At 41.0% G+C, this 13,453-nt stretch carries 12 protein-coding genes and 2 pseudogenes; 4 read left to right on the plus strand and 10 right to left on the minus strand.

What is annotated here, in order from left to right; genetic code table 11:
• Nucleotides 1-39 precede the first annotated feature (39 nt).
• Both AAHT65_RS08170 and glpT read right to left on the minus strand, forming a co-directional pair.
• Nucleotides 40-927 carry a glycerophosphodiester phosphodiesterase gene (locus AAHT65_RS08170; RefSeq protein WP_343311309.1) on the minus strand — a complete coding sequence of 296 codons (888 nt, stop codon included), beginning with the start codon at nt 925-927 and terminating at the stop codon, nt 40-42.
• Between the two features lie 166 nt (nt 928-1,093).
• Nucleotides 1,094-2,428: a glycerol-3-phosphate transporter gene (gene glpT, locus AAHT65_RS08175; RefSeq protein WP_010787497.1), complete on the minus strand. Its 1,335-nt coding sequence runs from the start codon at nt 2,426-2,428 to the stop codon at nt 1,094-1,096.
• A 444-nt stretch (nt 2,429-2,872) separates the two neighbouring features.
• Between glpT and AAHT65_RS08180 the strand changes: the two genes are divergently transcribed.
• Nucleotides 2,873-3,112, plus strand: a complete 240-nt coding sequence (locus tag AAHT65_RS08180; protein WP_003327910.1) for a DUF2651 family protein — start codon at nt 2,873-2,875, stop codon at nt 3,110-3,112.
• A gap of 191 nt (nt 3,113-3,303) precedes the next feature.
• On the opposite strand, the gene AAHT65_RS08185 is transcribed toward AAHT65_RS08180, so the two are convergent.
• The 7 genes and pseudogenes from AAHT65_RS08185 to AAHT65_RS08215 all read right to left on the minus strand — a co-directional run bounded on the left by AAHT65_RS08185 (nt 3,304) and on the right by AAHT65_RS08215 (nt 9,614).
• Nucleotides 3,304-3,732, minus strand: a complete 429-nt coding sequence (locus AAHT65_RS08185; protein WP_343311310.1) for a hypothetical protein — start codon at nt 3,730-3,732, stop codon at nt 3,304-3,306.
• Between the two features lie 67 nt (nt 3,733-3,799).
• A pseudogene (locus AAHT65_RS08190) lies at nt 3,800-4,587 on the minus strand (glycoside hydrolase domain-containing protein); the annotation flags it as partial.
• Between the two features lie 89 nt (nt 4,588-4,676).
• Nucleotides 4,677-5,582: a hypothetical protein gene (locus AAHT65_RS08195; RefSeq protein ID WP_343311311.1), complete on the minus strand. Its 906-nt coding sequence runs from the start codon at nt 5,580-5,582 to the stop codon at nt 4,677-4,679.
• Nucleotides 5,557-5,805, minus strand: coding sequence for a hypothetical protein (locus AAHT65_RS08200; protein WP_142396850.1), 249 nt, complete (start codon nt 5,803-5,805; stop codon nt 5,557-5,559). The genes AAHT65_RS08195 and AAHT65_RS08200 overlap by 26 nt, the downstream gene beginning before the upstream one ends.
• Nucleotides 5,799-6,340, minus strand: a pseudogene (locus tag AAHT65_RS08205) (AraC family ligand binding domain-containing protein); the annotation flags it as partial. The gene AAHT65_RS08200 and the pseudogene AAHT65_RS08205, both read right to left, overlap by 7 nt.
• A gap of 193 nt (nt 6,341-6,533) precedes the next feature.
• Nucleotides 6,534-7,559, minus strand: a complete 1,026-nt coding sequence (locus AAHT65_RS08210) for an ADP-ribosylglycohydrolase family protein (RefSeq protein ID WP_343311312.1) — start codon at nt 7,557-7,559, stop codon at nt 6,534-6,536.
• Between the two features lie 12 nt (nt 7,560-7,571).
• Complete coding sequence (locus tag AAHT65_RS08215) at nt 7,572-9,614, minus strand: T7SS effector LXG polymorphic toxin (protein ID WP_106034301.1); 2,043 nt, start codon at nt 9,612-9,614, stop codon at nt 7,572-7,574.
• A gap of 203 nt (nt 9,615-9,817) precedes the next feature.
• Here AAHT65_RS08215 and AAHT65_RS08220 point away from each other — a divergent pair, with 203 nt between their 5' ends.
• Nucleotides 9,818-10,270, plus strand: a complete 453-nt coding sequence (locus AAHT65_RS08220; protein ID WP_063638660.1) for a helix-turn-helix transcriptional regulator — start codon at nt 9,818-9,820, stop codon at nt 10,268-10,270.
• 35 nt (nt 10,271-10,305) lie between these two features.
• Here the strand turns inward: AAHT65_RS08220 and AAHT65_RS08225 are convergent, their stop codons facing one another.
• Nucleotides 10,306-11,055 carry a LuxR C-terminal-related transcriptional regulator gene (locus tag AAHT65_RS08225; protein WP_343311314.1) on the minus strand — a complete coding sequence of 250 codons (750 nt, stop codon included), beginning with the start codon at nt 11,053-11,055 and terminating at the stop codon, nt 10,306-10,308.
• 40 nt (nt 11,056-11,095) lie between these two features.
• On the opposite strand from AAHT65_RS08225, the gene AAHT65_RS08230 reads away from it, so the two are divergent.
• Both AAHT65_RS08230 and purT read left to right on the plus strand, forming a co-directional pair.
• A complete protein-coding gene (locus AAHT65_RS08230; RefSeq protein ID WP_343311315.1) occupies nt 11,096-12,151 on the plus strand; it encodes an iron-containing alcohol dehydrogenase family protein in 1,056 nt (351 codons plus the stop codon).
• Between the two features lie 114 nt (nt 12,152-12,265).
• Nucleotides 12,266-13,420 (plus strand): phosphoribosylglycinamide formyltransferase 2, encoded by a 1,155-nt coding sequence (gene purT, locus AAHT65_RS08235; RefSeq protein WP_199681259.1) that lies wholly within the window; start codon nt 12,266-12,268, stop codon nt 13,418-13,420.
• Nucleotides 13,421-13,453 lie beyond the last annotated feature (33 nt).

Below are 13,453 nucleotides of genomic sequence, written 5' to 3' on the forward strand. Positions count from 1 at the left end.
AAAAGAGCTTTGAATCCAAGGAGATTCAAAGCTCTTTTTTTACTTTTTATAGGATTTTTTCACATGATGAAACACATCTGGATAATTCGTAAACACCCCCGTAACTCCCAAGTTCAGCAGACGACGCATATCAGGTTCTGTGTTCACAGTATAAGGGTGCAGCAGAAGGCCGTGGCTGCGGATTTTTCGCACATTTTCAGCGTTCAGCGCTTTATAATCCGGTCCCGCCCCAACCGCGTATGTTTTCATTTCTGTTAACTCAGAATCTGTCATAGATGCAATCTGTTCTGCTTCTAATAACTGAACAGTCGGCAAGTTAGCATTCAATTGATGAATTTTTAACAGGCTTTCTTTACTGAAAGATTGAATGATAACTTGTCCCGGCTTTTTATGTTTTCCTATCAGTTTATGTTTTTGTAAGGAAGCGATCAGTTTTTCTTCCATACCAGGATACGTATCAGGCGATTTTGTTTCAATGTAATAGTTGGCATGCTTTCCGAAATGGTCTAATACCTCATCCAATGTAGGAACTTGAAGGCCGACGTACCGAGCCTTTGCTTTTTCCGGATAGGCTTCATTAAACCATGATCCCGCGTCAAGCTGCTTGATTTCTGCAAGCGTGTAGTCTTTGACCCAGCCCTCTCCGTTTGTGGTACGGTCTAATTTTTCATCATGCATCACAATTAACTTGCCGTCCTTTGTCATCTGTAAATCCAATTCAAGATAATCGGCTTTCATTTTTTGGGCCGTTTCGTAGGACAATATCGTGTGCTCCGGTACATATCCGGAAGCTCCCCGGTGAGCGACAGTCAGGATACGCTCAGGAGACAGCAGGTTCCCCTTTGACTTGGCAGAGACAGGCGGACAAATAAATGTCACCAAGCTAAAAGACAACAATACCAAAACTAGTAATCTATTTTTCCTCATTCTATAATCCCCCTTAAGTTAAACAATGCAGCAATTGTGACCCATCCCCATCATAAAAAAACGATATGAATAGCGTTTTTAGAAAATATTAATCTTTTATTTATTTTCGTTAAGATTTTTTCAATTTTTGCTGCTGTATGGACGAGCTTAAAATCATAATTCTTTCTTAAACATGCTCCGCTCTTTTTCCTGTATTCCATGTTAGCGCCAAGAACACAATAGCCAGCACACAAGAAGAGATAAGCATGATAAAGCCGCCAGTCCAGTCAAACTGGTCAACGACAAGTCCCATTATCGCATTGGCAAAGGCTGATCCTCCGATATAGCCAAAGAATCCGGTCAAACCCGCAGCTGTTCCGGCGGCTTTTTTCGGTGCGAGGTCAATCGCCTGCAAACCAATCAGCATAACAGGTCCGTAGATTAAGAAGCCGATGCTGATGAGAGCAATGTTATCTATCAACGGATTGCCCGCAGGATTTAGCCAATACACCAATACGGCGATGAAAACGCCCGCCATAAACAAAACGCCTGCCGGTGCGCGGCGGCTTTTGAAAAAGCGGTCACTGATCCAGCCGCATAAGATGGTTCCCGGAATTCCTGCATATTCATAAAGGAAATAAGACCAGCGAGAATCTTCCGGAGAAAATCCTTTTGCTTCGGTTAAATAGGTAGGCGCCCAGTCGACGACACCGTACCGCACAAAATATACAAACACATTCGCAAATGCGATATACCAAAGAAATTTGTTGTTAAGAACGTATTGAAAAAGGATTTCTTTAGTGGTCATCTCTTTTTCTTGATCTTTAAAAGCGTGTTTCGGGTAATCATTCCGATACTCTTCAATTGGCGGAAGACCGACAGATTGAGGTGTGTCCCGAACAAGAAGAACAATCAAAAATGAGATAATAATAGCGATGATAGCCGGAAAGAAGAACACGCTCTTCCAAGTTACAAACATAGCGATTCCAAGAGTGACAAGAGGCGCAAGAATACCGCCGCCTATATTGTGGGCGACATTCCATATCGACATTTTGGTGCCGCGTTCACTGATGGAAAACCAATGGGCCATCGTCCTTCCGCATGGGGGCCAGCCCATTCCTTGAAACCAACCATTGATAAACATAAAGATAAACATGATGGTGACGCTTGAGGTCACCCAAGGCATAGAAACAAACAAAATATTGACAATAGCAGATAAAAATAAGCCCGTCGCAAGAAAATACCTCGGATTACAGCGGTCGGACACCATCCCCATGATGAACTTACTGAATCCGTAAGCAATGGACACAGCGGCAAGCACCAATCCCAGTTCAGTTTTTGAAAACCCTTCTTCCTGAAGATAAGGGATCGCAAAAGCGAAGTTTTTCCGCAGCAGATAGTAGCCTGCATAGCCTATGAAAATCCCCATAAACACTTGCAGCCTTAAACGCTTGTAAGCTGCATCCGTCTTTGATTCATCCAGTCTCTCGATATGCGGAGCTGGTTTGAAAATATTAAACATATAATCCTCCCCTTTATTGAAAATAGTTCAGTATGTCTGTACGACATGCCTCCCTTCAAAAAACAAAAAGAGCCAGAAAATACCCCTGTCAAAAGGGGCGGTATCTTCTGGCTCTCCTCATCTCCGTCCAACTTATTAACTTGTGTCTGATAGCGCTTTCTTAAATTATCACAGTCCGCTGAAAATGTAAACAGTTTGTCACATTTCAATTTTAAAGTTTTTTAGATTAAAGGTGCTGAGATGTGAGACAGCGGTGCAAGGCTGTTTTTTGAGGGACTGTAAAGGGTAAGTGGTAAAGGAATATACTGGGATATCGGTTGAAGACCGTATACAATCTACTTAAAGTATTATAGGTTTTGTGAAATGTTTGTGTAAAAAATATCTTTTTAGTGATCATATCCTTAAGCAAACATATGATGAAGTGATATAAGAGGAGGTTCTTCTATGGATGAGTTAGATCTTGCGTTTGTCGTTTTGCCGCTTGGCATTATTGTATTATCCATCGTGGGGACGTATTTATTTAAAAAAAAGTACATTATGCCGTTGTTCAGTTTGATTATTTCTCTTGTTCTCACTTTTACTGTTTTTAATGCTTCTTTTTTAGGATGGGCTGTTATTTATAGCTTGGCCTCACTTGTTGTTTCGTACATTACGATGGCTGTGATACAAAGAAAATCATTATGATCTCAGCAGTTAATGAAAAAAAAGCTGTCATAAATGTAGCATGTTTTATTGCTTGATTCTGATGATGGGAGGGATCTGGAAAGGAAACTGCAGCTGTACCTAATTAAGAACATAAAGAAAAGCAGATCGGACGTGGATCTGCTTTTCTCATTTACAAAGAATGTGAGAAAGGAATTTATACCGAGGCATATTTATTTATTAATGCTGTCTTTATATTTATTTTCTAAAATAAATTCTATCATCCCAACAATTCTAGCGTGTTCAGATTTCTTTTTGAAGTTTTGGGAAATTTGAATGGCTTTTGCGTTTTTAAAGCAAGAGGCGAGCCAGATGAATCCTATCACGACAAGAAATAATCTGAAAGATAAACTCCATACATGGGGCATTTCATTAGTTACAAAATACATAAATAAAGTAACCAATGTTCCATAGACTACGATTTTTATACTATGGATAAGTGTCAGTTGAGGCTCGCTAAGGAATATTTTTAATTGATTAAGCATGAAAGAGTCCTGTTTTTTTAAAAAAGCCAGTAGTTCATTATCATTTTTACTATACTGTAGTAAAATAGATTCTGCTGTTTTTTGGGTTTCTTTGTATGTTTGTTGATCTAGATTCATACAGTGACCTCCTAAAAATTAGAGCACTACATGATTAACTGTATAGTTATCATGTAGTGCTAAGCTATTATTTATTTGCGGAAGGGAATAAAGCTAAAAATGCACTTATAAACGCTGTAGCACCTCCTACTACTACTGCTTCAGGAGCAGCGGTTATTAAGACAATAACTCCTAATACCACACCCGCTCCTATAGCCGTGCCAGTAAGAATTGATTCCCAATCTGGTGAAAAAACTGTTTCTGTTTCTGGTAATTGAAAATGCTTTTGTTTTATTTTAAATGTAATAGTAGTAAGTCCGGTTGTAGCCCCGTCTCCTGTCGGAATGTCTGGTGTAATATTTAAATTGAATATCTAGTGAATCACGGATGGATGAATATATATTTCTATAAAACCATCTCTAACTGATAGACTGATGTTATTTAATAAATTTTGGTAAGAATCCATTTGTGATGCTGTTAATGACGTTTGTGTATCCCCTAACAAACCAGTAATATACGCCCCAGGTTTCCCGTTTGTAACAGTTATCGTATTTGGCGACCCTTCACTAGGTATTGTAGCTAAAAGTGAAGTGGATAAGATGATATCCAAATTCGGTGATGTGAAAATCGTTTCAGTCGTATCAAATTCAAACATAGCATTAGCAAGCCCCGTTAAATTGTCTAACGCCGGAATACTGGACAGGATATTTTCGTTAATGTACGTAATCGAGCGTTGTAAACGGGGTCAGACGGAGGTTCAACGCTTGCAACAGCCTTATCTCTGCCGGAAAAGCTATCTTTATCAATCGCCCAGTTATCCGGCATTGGGTAGCCGAGGTTGCCGCTGAAACCTGTTGACATATTTGCGACAAAACTCTATTTTGGTAACTCTGCCTCTGCTGTTCGGAATATATATCCTCTTGTAAAAAAATAAAGTTTATGCTTCCAAAGGTAAAAATATCAGTTTACTTAATCAGTGTATTGTATTTTTCATTTGAAATAAAATTTATTATTCCTGTAATCCGTAAATATTCGGCTCTTTTTGCAAAATGTAAAACAGAGTGCAATTGTCCTTTTCTTACTATACTTAAGAGTCTAACCACGTTGATTAAGTTTTTTAGGAATATAAAGAATAAAAGAACAGAAAAAAAATACGGTATATCAATGTAACTAATTTGACCTGAAAATAAAGTAGTTGCATAGATGACAATTATACTGCCAATAAACATCCATTTTATATATTCAGAAACAGTTAATGGTTGAGGAGAAAAATACGTTCTTAAATTGCTTAACACTTCATCATCCTGAGAATACAAAAAGTTAAAAAGATCTTTGTCATTTTTACAATATGTAAGTACTTGTTTTGCAACAGCATCTAAGTTCTGATGTGTATCTTCTTTATGTGTGTAATTAGATTCAAACTCCATGGTCTGTTGTTGATTTGTGTATTTTTTTAACAGTATTGCATTAACTAAGTTTTTCATTTTGTAAGATCTGGTTTGTTGGAGGAAATGAGTTGTATTTTTTCTGTTTTTTCCTCTTATGATCTTTAAATAAGTGAGAATGATAATTAAAACTGTAAAAATTGTAAATGCAAATGGTAGTACATCCGATATAGGGACGGCAAAAAAGGTTTTGACCTGGATGAAAAAGAAAGAGGCTAGTGCCATAGCGATAAACATACACGAAACGGCTATTTTCACAAGAAATTGCAGCGGCAAATAGGGAGTAGAATAGTATTGCTTTAATTGATTGAGTGTAACTGAATCATGTTTGTATAGATAATCTATAATATCCTGATCATTTTTCAACTGCTCAACATGTTCAGCGATTTTTTTAGCTTTATCAAAAATAATTTGATCTGTTTTCATTTCTGTTAGTCCCCCAAAAATGATTATTAATTGGTATGAAAAAATAAAACTGCATTGCAAGTTTAGCCGATGCTTCTTCTCCTTTATTATCGGTTAATTTACCAAGTTGTCCAACAACAACCAATGCGGCAATTCCTACTACAGGAAATAAATATTGATTATAAGAGTTCCAGTCTAATGCCAATTCACTCTCAGGAGATGTAACTGGTACTCCCTTGTACATTTTTCGGTATAATGCTCTTCCGAAAATCCGCAAACCATTTTGACTTTGTTGGACGGTTCAGGCAAGCCACTGTGAACAGTGACATCTGAATAATGGCCAATCAGCTCTTCAAGCAGATGAAAGAACAGCTCCTCCTTCTGCAAAGCCTGTTCTCCCCCGAGAAATCAGGACATGCAATTCCTGAAGGTTGGACGTCAGTTTGTGTTGGTATAGAACATGCTTGGAGAAATAAGGGAGATGCCCCGTACCGGTAATCTCCTTCTTTCTCCATGACATCCGGCATGACATTGATACACCTTAATCGAGCGTGCGCCCGTCAATCTGCTCACAGCTGTGCGTATCACGGGGGTTAAAGAGAAGAAGGTCAACTGGATTGATGATATATTCTTGATCTTGATAGGCCAGATACCGCTTCCCTTTTTCAATAAAACGAATCACATAATAATCGTGAAAGTGATTCGGGAATTTTTGCATAATCCCCTTAAAACGGTAGGCTTCTATATTAAGATGCGGGTGTTCGGGTTTCGTTTTGCATGGGATGATACCTCCTGTCGGTGGTGTGATGGTTGATGGGTTAAGTGTGCATGATTATTGGAGATTTCTTGTATGATGTTGCTGTTGAAAAGTAGAGAAAGCAGACCATTATTGGTCTGCTTTATACAATATTTAGAGTTGTCTTTTTCTTATCCTATCCCAAGAGTTAATAGCATTAGCTATTTTGGAGATTTTTAGAGATTTCCATACTCCTCAATAATAGCTTTATTTGCGCAATACTCGTAGAAATTTTTTATTAACTTATCAATATCTTGTTTGCGAACAATTTTTTCTAACCATTCTTCAGGGATTCCATCCATCTTATAATAAATTCCTGCTATTGAACCTGTTATTGATGCTACGGTATCAGTATCTTCTCCTAAGTTTACTGCTTCTAGTACTGCTTCTGTAAATGAAGATGTAGTCCCGAAACACCATATCGCCGCTTCTAAAGTATGAACAACATATCCGTCTGATTGAATTTCTTCTCTAGGTGTATTGAAGAAATCTTTGTTGAAAATTCTCTTATATTTTGTTAACTCTTCATGATATATATGACTTTTTTCAAAATTCTCATCGAACAGCTCTTGTACTTCACGTAGAGATTTTTCAATTGAATTGTTATGGTATAGCCTTAGTAATAACTCAATATAAATAATTGAACCAACTATAGCACGGGGATGGGCATGAGTTATTTCAGTATATTTCTTAATCATCTCTGTTTTTTTCACAAAATCAAATTCCCTTTGTAAAATAAATACCAATGGTGAAATTCTCATTAATGCGCCATTTCCATTATCAAATTCAGACTGACCTCCGCATTTTTCGGGCAGAACGCCTTTCTTGAATCTAGTAATTGCTTCAACGGTTGTTCTGCCGATGTCAAACATTTCATCGTAGGGAGTCCAATAGCCTTCGTCTTGATATTGTTTGAATTTTTTCATTAAGTCATTCTCATTACCTTTTTCAACCATATTCTCCATCAGACACAAGGTCAATGATGTATCGTCAGACCAGGTTCCAGGAGGTTGATTATAAGTTCCATATCCAACAATATCTTGGATATGAAACTCTCCTCTTTTTTTAAATTCAACTGGAACACCTAATATATCCCCAATAATTCCACCGTATATAGTCGGTAGTACTTTGTTTTTTATATTAAGTTTAACAAAACTTTTATTGTCATCTTCCCATCTATCTATTATTCTTCTGCCTCTCATTTTTTCACCCACTTAAATTAGATCTAAAACAATATGTAACTTATTACTGCTATCAACACGTGCGCTTTTAATTACCATTTCTTGTCCAAAATTCAAAAGTAACTCAGCTTCATTAGGGAAATGACTTATCTTACCAATATAAGCTGCATTGGCTCCTGCTGGAACATTTATTTCCCATGAGACTTTCATGTGGTCAAAGGATGACTCTTTTACAATTGCCGTACTAACAAAGCCGTTGTCCCTGAAAGTTTTCCCAATTAATGATTCAGCATTAACATCTCCATATTTGTCAAATTCAATTAATGACTCTAAAGGTCTGAGATCTGTCCCTCTATAGACTTGCATAGTGTGTGGCACTCTCGCTTTATTCAACCCATTCTTTATATTATAGATAGTATCTAAATCAATGCCATCTAAAGAATCACTAATCCCTCTTAAATAATCATTTATTTTTTTATAATCGTCTCCAGTATACTGCTTAATTGAATTTTGTTCACTTGGAGTTAAGGACTCAATCCAATTGTCATAATACTTGCTTCCCCATTGATGTGCTTGCTCTACAGTTTTGATATCAGCTGTAATATGAGAGGTTTTTCTCGTTTCTATCTTACCTGCTTTACTATGATCACTACCATTAATTTGAACATAGTTTTCCTGCTTCTTATCCAGTTCCTTCTCCAGCTTCGAAATAGGATTCTCAAAACCCCCGGCACCTTGTAAAGCGGGTTCTAATCGATTGGTGTTTGGTCCTTTGAAATAAGGTTTTGCTTTTTCAGTAATGTTTTTTGCGACATCTTTCTGATCCTTCAAAAATGCCTTCGTTTCCTTCGTCACAAACTTCCCGGCCTTGGTTGTTGATGAGACTTTTCCGAGCCCTTTGGCTCCGAAGAGGGAGGCGATGGCGTAGGTGACGTAGTGGGAGCGGCTGTAGGCGTCTCCGTGAATCATATTGTCGTTCCAGGATTTTTTGAATGATTCGACCATATAATCAAATGTTTCTGGCGCGCTGTAGATGACGTTTTGAAATTCCTGTCCGGCTTTGACTTGTTCTTTGATTCCCATTTTTCCTCTTGCTCTGTACGACCAAACAGCGAGATCATATGAACCGACGGCCAGGTCGTAAGCGCCGATGACGATGTCCTTGCCTGCATCCCACAGTGCGACGACAAAGCCTTTTGTGCTGTCTGCTAATATTCTTCCAGTTTCCTGCAGCCCTTTCATGTAGACAAGGTTTGAGTAATATTGTAATTGTTCCGCTGTCAGGTTGTCAGCCCCAAGCTCATCAGCGATCTTTAAATACTCGTCAGGATCTGTGGTTTTGTCGAGCTTTGTTTGAAGATGCTTGATTTCTTCCTGCTGTTTAACCTTTAGATACTGATGGGCTTGTTTTTGGATGTCGGCTTTCTTTTTGTAGGCATCGGTTTCGTGAAACGCTTTTGCGTTAAAGGTTATGGGATCTATGCTTTTGCCTTTATTGGTGGAGCCGGTCAAGGTTTCAAAAAACGCCTGAACCTCTTGTTCGAGGGCTACAGCGGCTTCATAATCGCTTTTTAGCTTTTCATCAAGTTTATGTAAATCTGTAATGGTTTTCTTTCGTTTCTGATCAGCTTTATCCAATTGATCAGTTACTGTTGATTTGTCAAAAAGCGTCAATGAGATGATGTCATCAATAGAATGTAAGATTGATTTCATGTCTTTATGGTGTGCGTCTATGATGCCGTCTGCTTTTTGGATGGCGTTATTGAGTTCGCTATCGAGATAGGATTCTTCGACGTATGCATTGTCATCAAACTTGGCGCTTTCTATTTCTCTTGGAACGCTTTTGAAAAAAGCGATCTTCATGTCGATGAGATCAAGCCATAAGCCCGCGCCTTCCGCTTGTTCGTTGTAAAAGGCTTTGATTGCGTTTGCGCCCTTTCCTGTCATGGCATCGTCCAAGTTCGCCATTCCCTTAAACTGTTTCTTCAGAGCGGCCATTTCTTCTCTCATATTTTCATAGGCTTTAAGACGTGTTTCGGCAGATTCCAAGAGGGAGTGTGCTTCTAGTATTTTCATGTGCTATGTCCTTTCGCCTGTTTTTTGCTGTAAATATATTACCATGAGGGTTGAGAAGAATGGATTAAAATTGAAAAAAATAGAAAAAACAGTTCTTTTTTACTGATTCTTTTGGTTTAGAACATCTGCAAAAAGAAGTATTGAAAAAGGGAACAAAAAGTGTAAAATTACACTAAACGTTACATTGAGCTTCGGAGGATAAGATGGATCAAGATTACATGATTGAGCTTGTCTCGTCTAAAATGAAATTAATTCGAATGGAAAGAGGCTATACGCAAGAAAAAATGTCAGAAGTGCTTGGGATTTCAAAGAAAACACTTGTTCAGATTGAAAAGGAGAGGACACTTGCTGGATGGGCGCATGTGGTGGCTGTGTGTGCTTTGTTTAAAAACAGCGAAGTTCTGCAATCTGTGTTAGGGGATGAGCCGTTAGAGGTGATTGAAACAGTTGCCCATCGGAGTATTGACCGGCCTAAAGGAAAGACGATGGGCGGGAAAGTGTGGTGGAGAGAGATGAAGGCAAAGGGAGATTTCCGTTTACAGCAAAATTTGATTTCTCAGCATTATCGCATTTTAGATTCCTATGATGATTTGTGGTTCAGCACTTTTGAAAAACGGGATGCCATTGAGCGCCTGGATGAGCTTGCTCAAGAATAATGGATATCCCGCTGATCGAACGGCAGGCATAATGCTTATTCCAGTACATAAGAGAGCATCTTCCACATCAGCTCGCGGCGGCTTCCTGTCTCCGTTTTTGCAAAAATTGACTTCAAATGATCCTGCACTGTATAGGCGGAAATGTGCAAGACCTCCGCGATCTCCTTTGTTGAAAGCCCTCGTATAATGCGGTCCGTAATGTCTGTCTCCCGTTCGGTCAGACCGCAGGCATCAATCAGGAGCGGCATGGTATCCGGCGGAGCGGCGGGTTCAAACGAGACCGCGATTTGGCCGGGTTCAGCCGTACTTTTCAAGAGGCTCGCTTTCAGGAGGAGATAAGGGTGGTCGGGGATGGTGATCAGGATCTTAGCCGTTGAGTTCTCCAGTGCGTTTGTGCAGACGGCCCGAATGGGTCTTGGGAGTGTTTCCGAGTCTGTTTTCTCCCATTGACGCAGGACGGTAAGCCATTTCCGGGCTGTTTGATTGTGTGAGACGATTCCAAGTGTACGGGACATGATCAGAATTCCGGTGTCTTGTATGCGCTGCGTTGTTCCGTTTGGGAGTGCCAGCCTGAACTGCCGCAGGGCATTGCCGATTACCGGCGCCGCTGCTGCGAGGAGGTCGCGTTCCTCTGGTTGAAAAAAAGGCTCGCCGCTGCACCGAAGCAGTGTGATATATCCCCAGCATTTACCCTTACTCATCAAAACGGCACGTAGTTCGTCCTCCAATCCGGCGGGGCGCTGATCAGCGATTCTTGCGTCATAGATGTTTGACAACTTTTTCATGAGAGTGAGATGATGGGTAGAAAAAAGAGGAGAGATTCATATGCAGCCTGAAGATATTGTGCGAAGCGGTCCGAATCAATACGTATGTAAGGAAGGAATCGTAAAAGAGCTTCAGGAGTTTTTGAATGGATTTCACCATCCTGTCGTGGTCACCGGAAATAAATCATATGAAGCGTTTACAACGTATACGGCGTTCCCTTCAGAATGGAAAGTGATTCAGCATGAGGGATATAGTTCGCCTGAAGCGATCCACGGGATTGCTGAGGAAGCAGGTGAAGCAGATGTCTTGATCGGAATTGGCGGTGGAACGGTTTTAGACACGGCGAAAGCGGCGGCTGATCGTTTAGATATAGAAGTGATAACCATTCCGACGATTCCCGGAACATGCGCGGCGAGCACGCCGTTAAGCGTAATCTACGATGAACGAGGTAATTTTATCAGGGTGGATTATCATAAGCGCTCAAGTTATGTGACGCTCGTTGATCCGTTATTGCTTCTTTCTTCACCGATTGAATATGTCAAAAGCGGAATCGGTGATACTCTCGCCAAGTGGTATGAAGCGGAAGCGGTTGTCAGGAATACAAAGGACTCTCTTTCCTTGATGGTCCAAGCGGGTTTAAGGCAATCCGTCTATATTCGCGATATCTTATTGAACGAAGGCCTTCAGGCGGTGGAAAGCATTGAAAAAGGAGAGTCCTCCTCTTCCTTAACGAATGTCTTGGAAACAATTATTACACTTGCGGGTACTGTGGGCGGCTATGCGGGGCGCTATGGCAGAATGGCAGGGGCTCACGCGATTCATAACGGGCTTAGCTTTATTCAAGAAACCCATCGTGTGCTGCACGGGCAAAAGGTCGCGTATGGAATATTGGTGCAGCTTGCCCTAGAAGCGCGGACAAACGAAATTCAGGAGATCATTCCGTTTTATCAAAAGCTTGGCTTCCCGGTAAAGCTGAGCGATTTAGGCATACTGGAAAATCAGGAGCAAGCGAAACGGGATATCGCCGCACATGCTTGTAAGCCGGAGGAATCTCTATGCTTAATGGGGGCATTTAGTGAAGCGGAAGTCATTGCGGCGATCGAGTCTTTAGAATAAAGAGTGAAAAAGGCAAAATAAGACCAGTTTCTTATCTTGCCTTTTTTAATTGGAAAATTCATTTTTCTAATATTTCAGTTTATAATGATGGGTGAATAGAGGAGGGCTAAAGACATGTATCAATCAAAGAAGGTTTTGTTACTGGGTTCAGGCGAATTGGGGAAAGAGGTAGTCATTGAAGCGCAGCGTCTTGGGGTGGAGACGGTGGCGGTTGATAGTTATGAGCATGCGCCGGCCATGCAGGTTGCGCATAAAAGCTATGTTGTTGATATGCTGAATCGGGAGCAGATCAGAGAAGTGATTGAGAAAGAAAAACCGGATTTGATTGTGCCTGAGGTGGAGGCAATCGCCACGGACGAGCTGTTGAAGCTTGAGGCAGAAGGATTCCGCGTCATTCCGAATGCGCGTGCGGCAAAGCTTACGATGGATCGGGAAGGCATCAGAAGGCTGGCGGCTGAAACCTTGGGTCTTTCAACGGCCGGCTATGAGTTTGCGGATACATATGAAGAATTCACTCAAGCGGCAGGTCAGATCGGCTTTCCCTGTGTTGTGAAACCGCTTATGAGCTCTTCAGGCAAAGGGCAGAGTGTGTGCCGCTCAGAAGCCGATTTGGAAGGCTGCTGGGAAATGGCAATGGAAGGCGGAAGAGTGAAAAACGGAAGAGTCATTGTGGAGGAGTTTATTCCCTTTGAGTCAGAAATCACGCTTCTTACTGTACGTGCGGTGAACGGTACTGCGTTTTGCGCGCCGATCGGGCATGTCCAAAAGGACGGAGACTATATTGAATCGTGGCAGCCTCATCAAATGACAGAACAGCAAATTGAAGAGGCGAAGCATATTGCGAAGACGATTACGGACGAGCTTGGCGGATACGGTTTGTTCGGCGTAGAGCTTTTCCTTGCGAAAGATAAAGTCTATTTCAGCGAAGTGTCCCCCCGTCCGCATGATACAGGGCTGGTCACACTCGTCACACAGCAGCTGTCAGAATTTGCGCTGCACGTACGGGCCATCTTAGGATTTCCGATACCGGAAATTACACAGCTTTCGGCGGGAGCGAGCCGCCCGCTGAAAGCGCCGGAAGAGCTGGCGGATTACACAGTAAGCGGACTGGAACAAGCTTTGGCAGTGCCGAATACCCAGGTTCGCGTATTTGGAAAACCTGTCACAAAAATCGGGCGCCGCATGGCGGTTGCGCTCTCTGCCGCGGACACAATCGAAAAAGCGAGAGAAAACGCGAAGCAAGCACTGGATCATTTGACTGTAGAATAATTGAAAAAAGGCGGTTTCCCAAGGGAACCGCCT

The organism is Bacillus atrophaeus (assembly GCF_039519175.1).
In the GTDB taxonomy this organism is placed as follows: Bacteria; Bacillota; Bacilli; order Bacillales; family Bacillaceae; genus Bacillus; species Bacillus atrophaeus.

Coding starts and splice junctions, on each gene's coding strand:
- AAHT65_RS08225 (WP_343311314.1), bottom strand. CDS start 11,055: ATGAAAAAGTTGTCAAACATCTATGACGCAAGAATCGCTGATCAGCGC.
- AAHT65_RS08180 (WP_003327910.1), top strand. CDS start 2,873: ATGGATGAGTTAGATCTTGCGTTTGTCGTTTTGCCGCTTGGCATTATT.
- glpT (WP_010787497.1), bottom strand. CDS start 2,428: ATGTTTAATATTTTCAAACCAGCTCCGCATATCGAGAGACTGGATGAA.
- AAHT65_RS08200 (WP_142396850.1), bottom strand. CDS start 5,805: ATGTACAAGGGAGTACCAGTTACATCTCCTGAGAGTGAATTGGCATTA.
- AAHT65_RS08220 (WP_063638660.1), top strand. CDS start 9,818: ATGGATCAAGATTACATGATTGAGCTTGTCTCGTCTAAAATGAAATTA.
- AAHT65_RS08170 (WP_343311309.1), bottom strand. CDS start 927: ATGAGGAAAAATAGATTACTAGTTTTGGTATTGTTGTCTTTTAGCTTG.
- AAHT65_RS08195 (WP_343311311.1), bottom strand. CDS start 5,582: ATGAAAACAGATCAAATTATTTTTGATAAAGCTAAAAAAATCGCTGAA.
- AAHT65_RS08215 (WP_106034301.1), bottom strand. CDS start 9,614: ATGAAAATACTAGAAGCACACTCCCTCTTGGAATCTGCCGAAACACGT.
- AAHT65_RS08230 (WP_343311315.1), top strand. CDS start 11,096: ATGCAGCCTGAAGATATTGTGCGAAGCGGTCCGAATCAATACGTATGT.
- AAHT65_RS08185 (WP_343311310.1), bottom strand. CDS start 3,732: ATGAATCTAGATCAACAAACATACAAAGAAACCCAAAAAACAGCAGAA.
- AAHT65_RS08210 (WP_343311312.1), bottom strand. CDS start 7,559: ATGAGAGGCAGAAGAATAATAGATAGATGGGAAGATGACAATAAAAGT.
- purT (WP_199681259.1), top strand. CDS start 12,266: ATGTATCAATCAAAGAAGGTTTTGTTACTGGGTTCAGGCGAATTGGGG.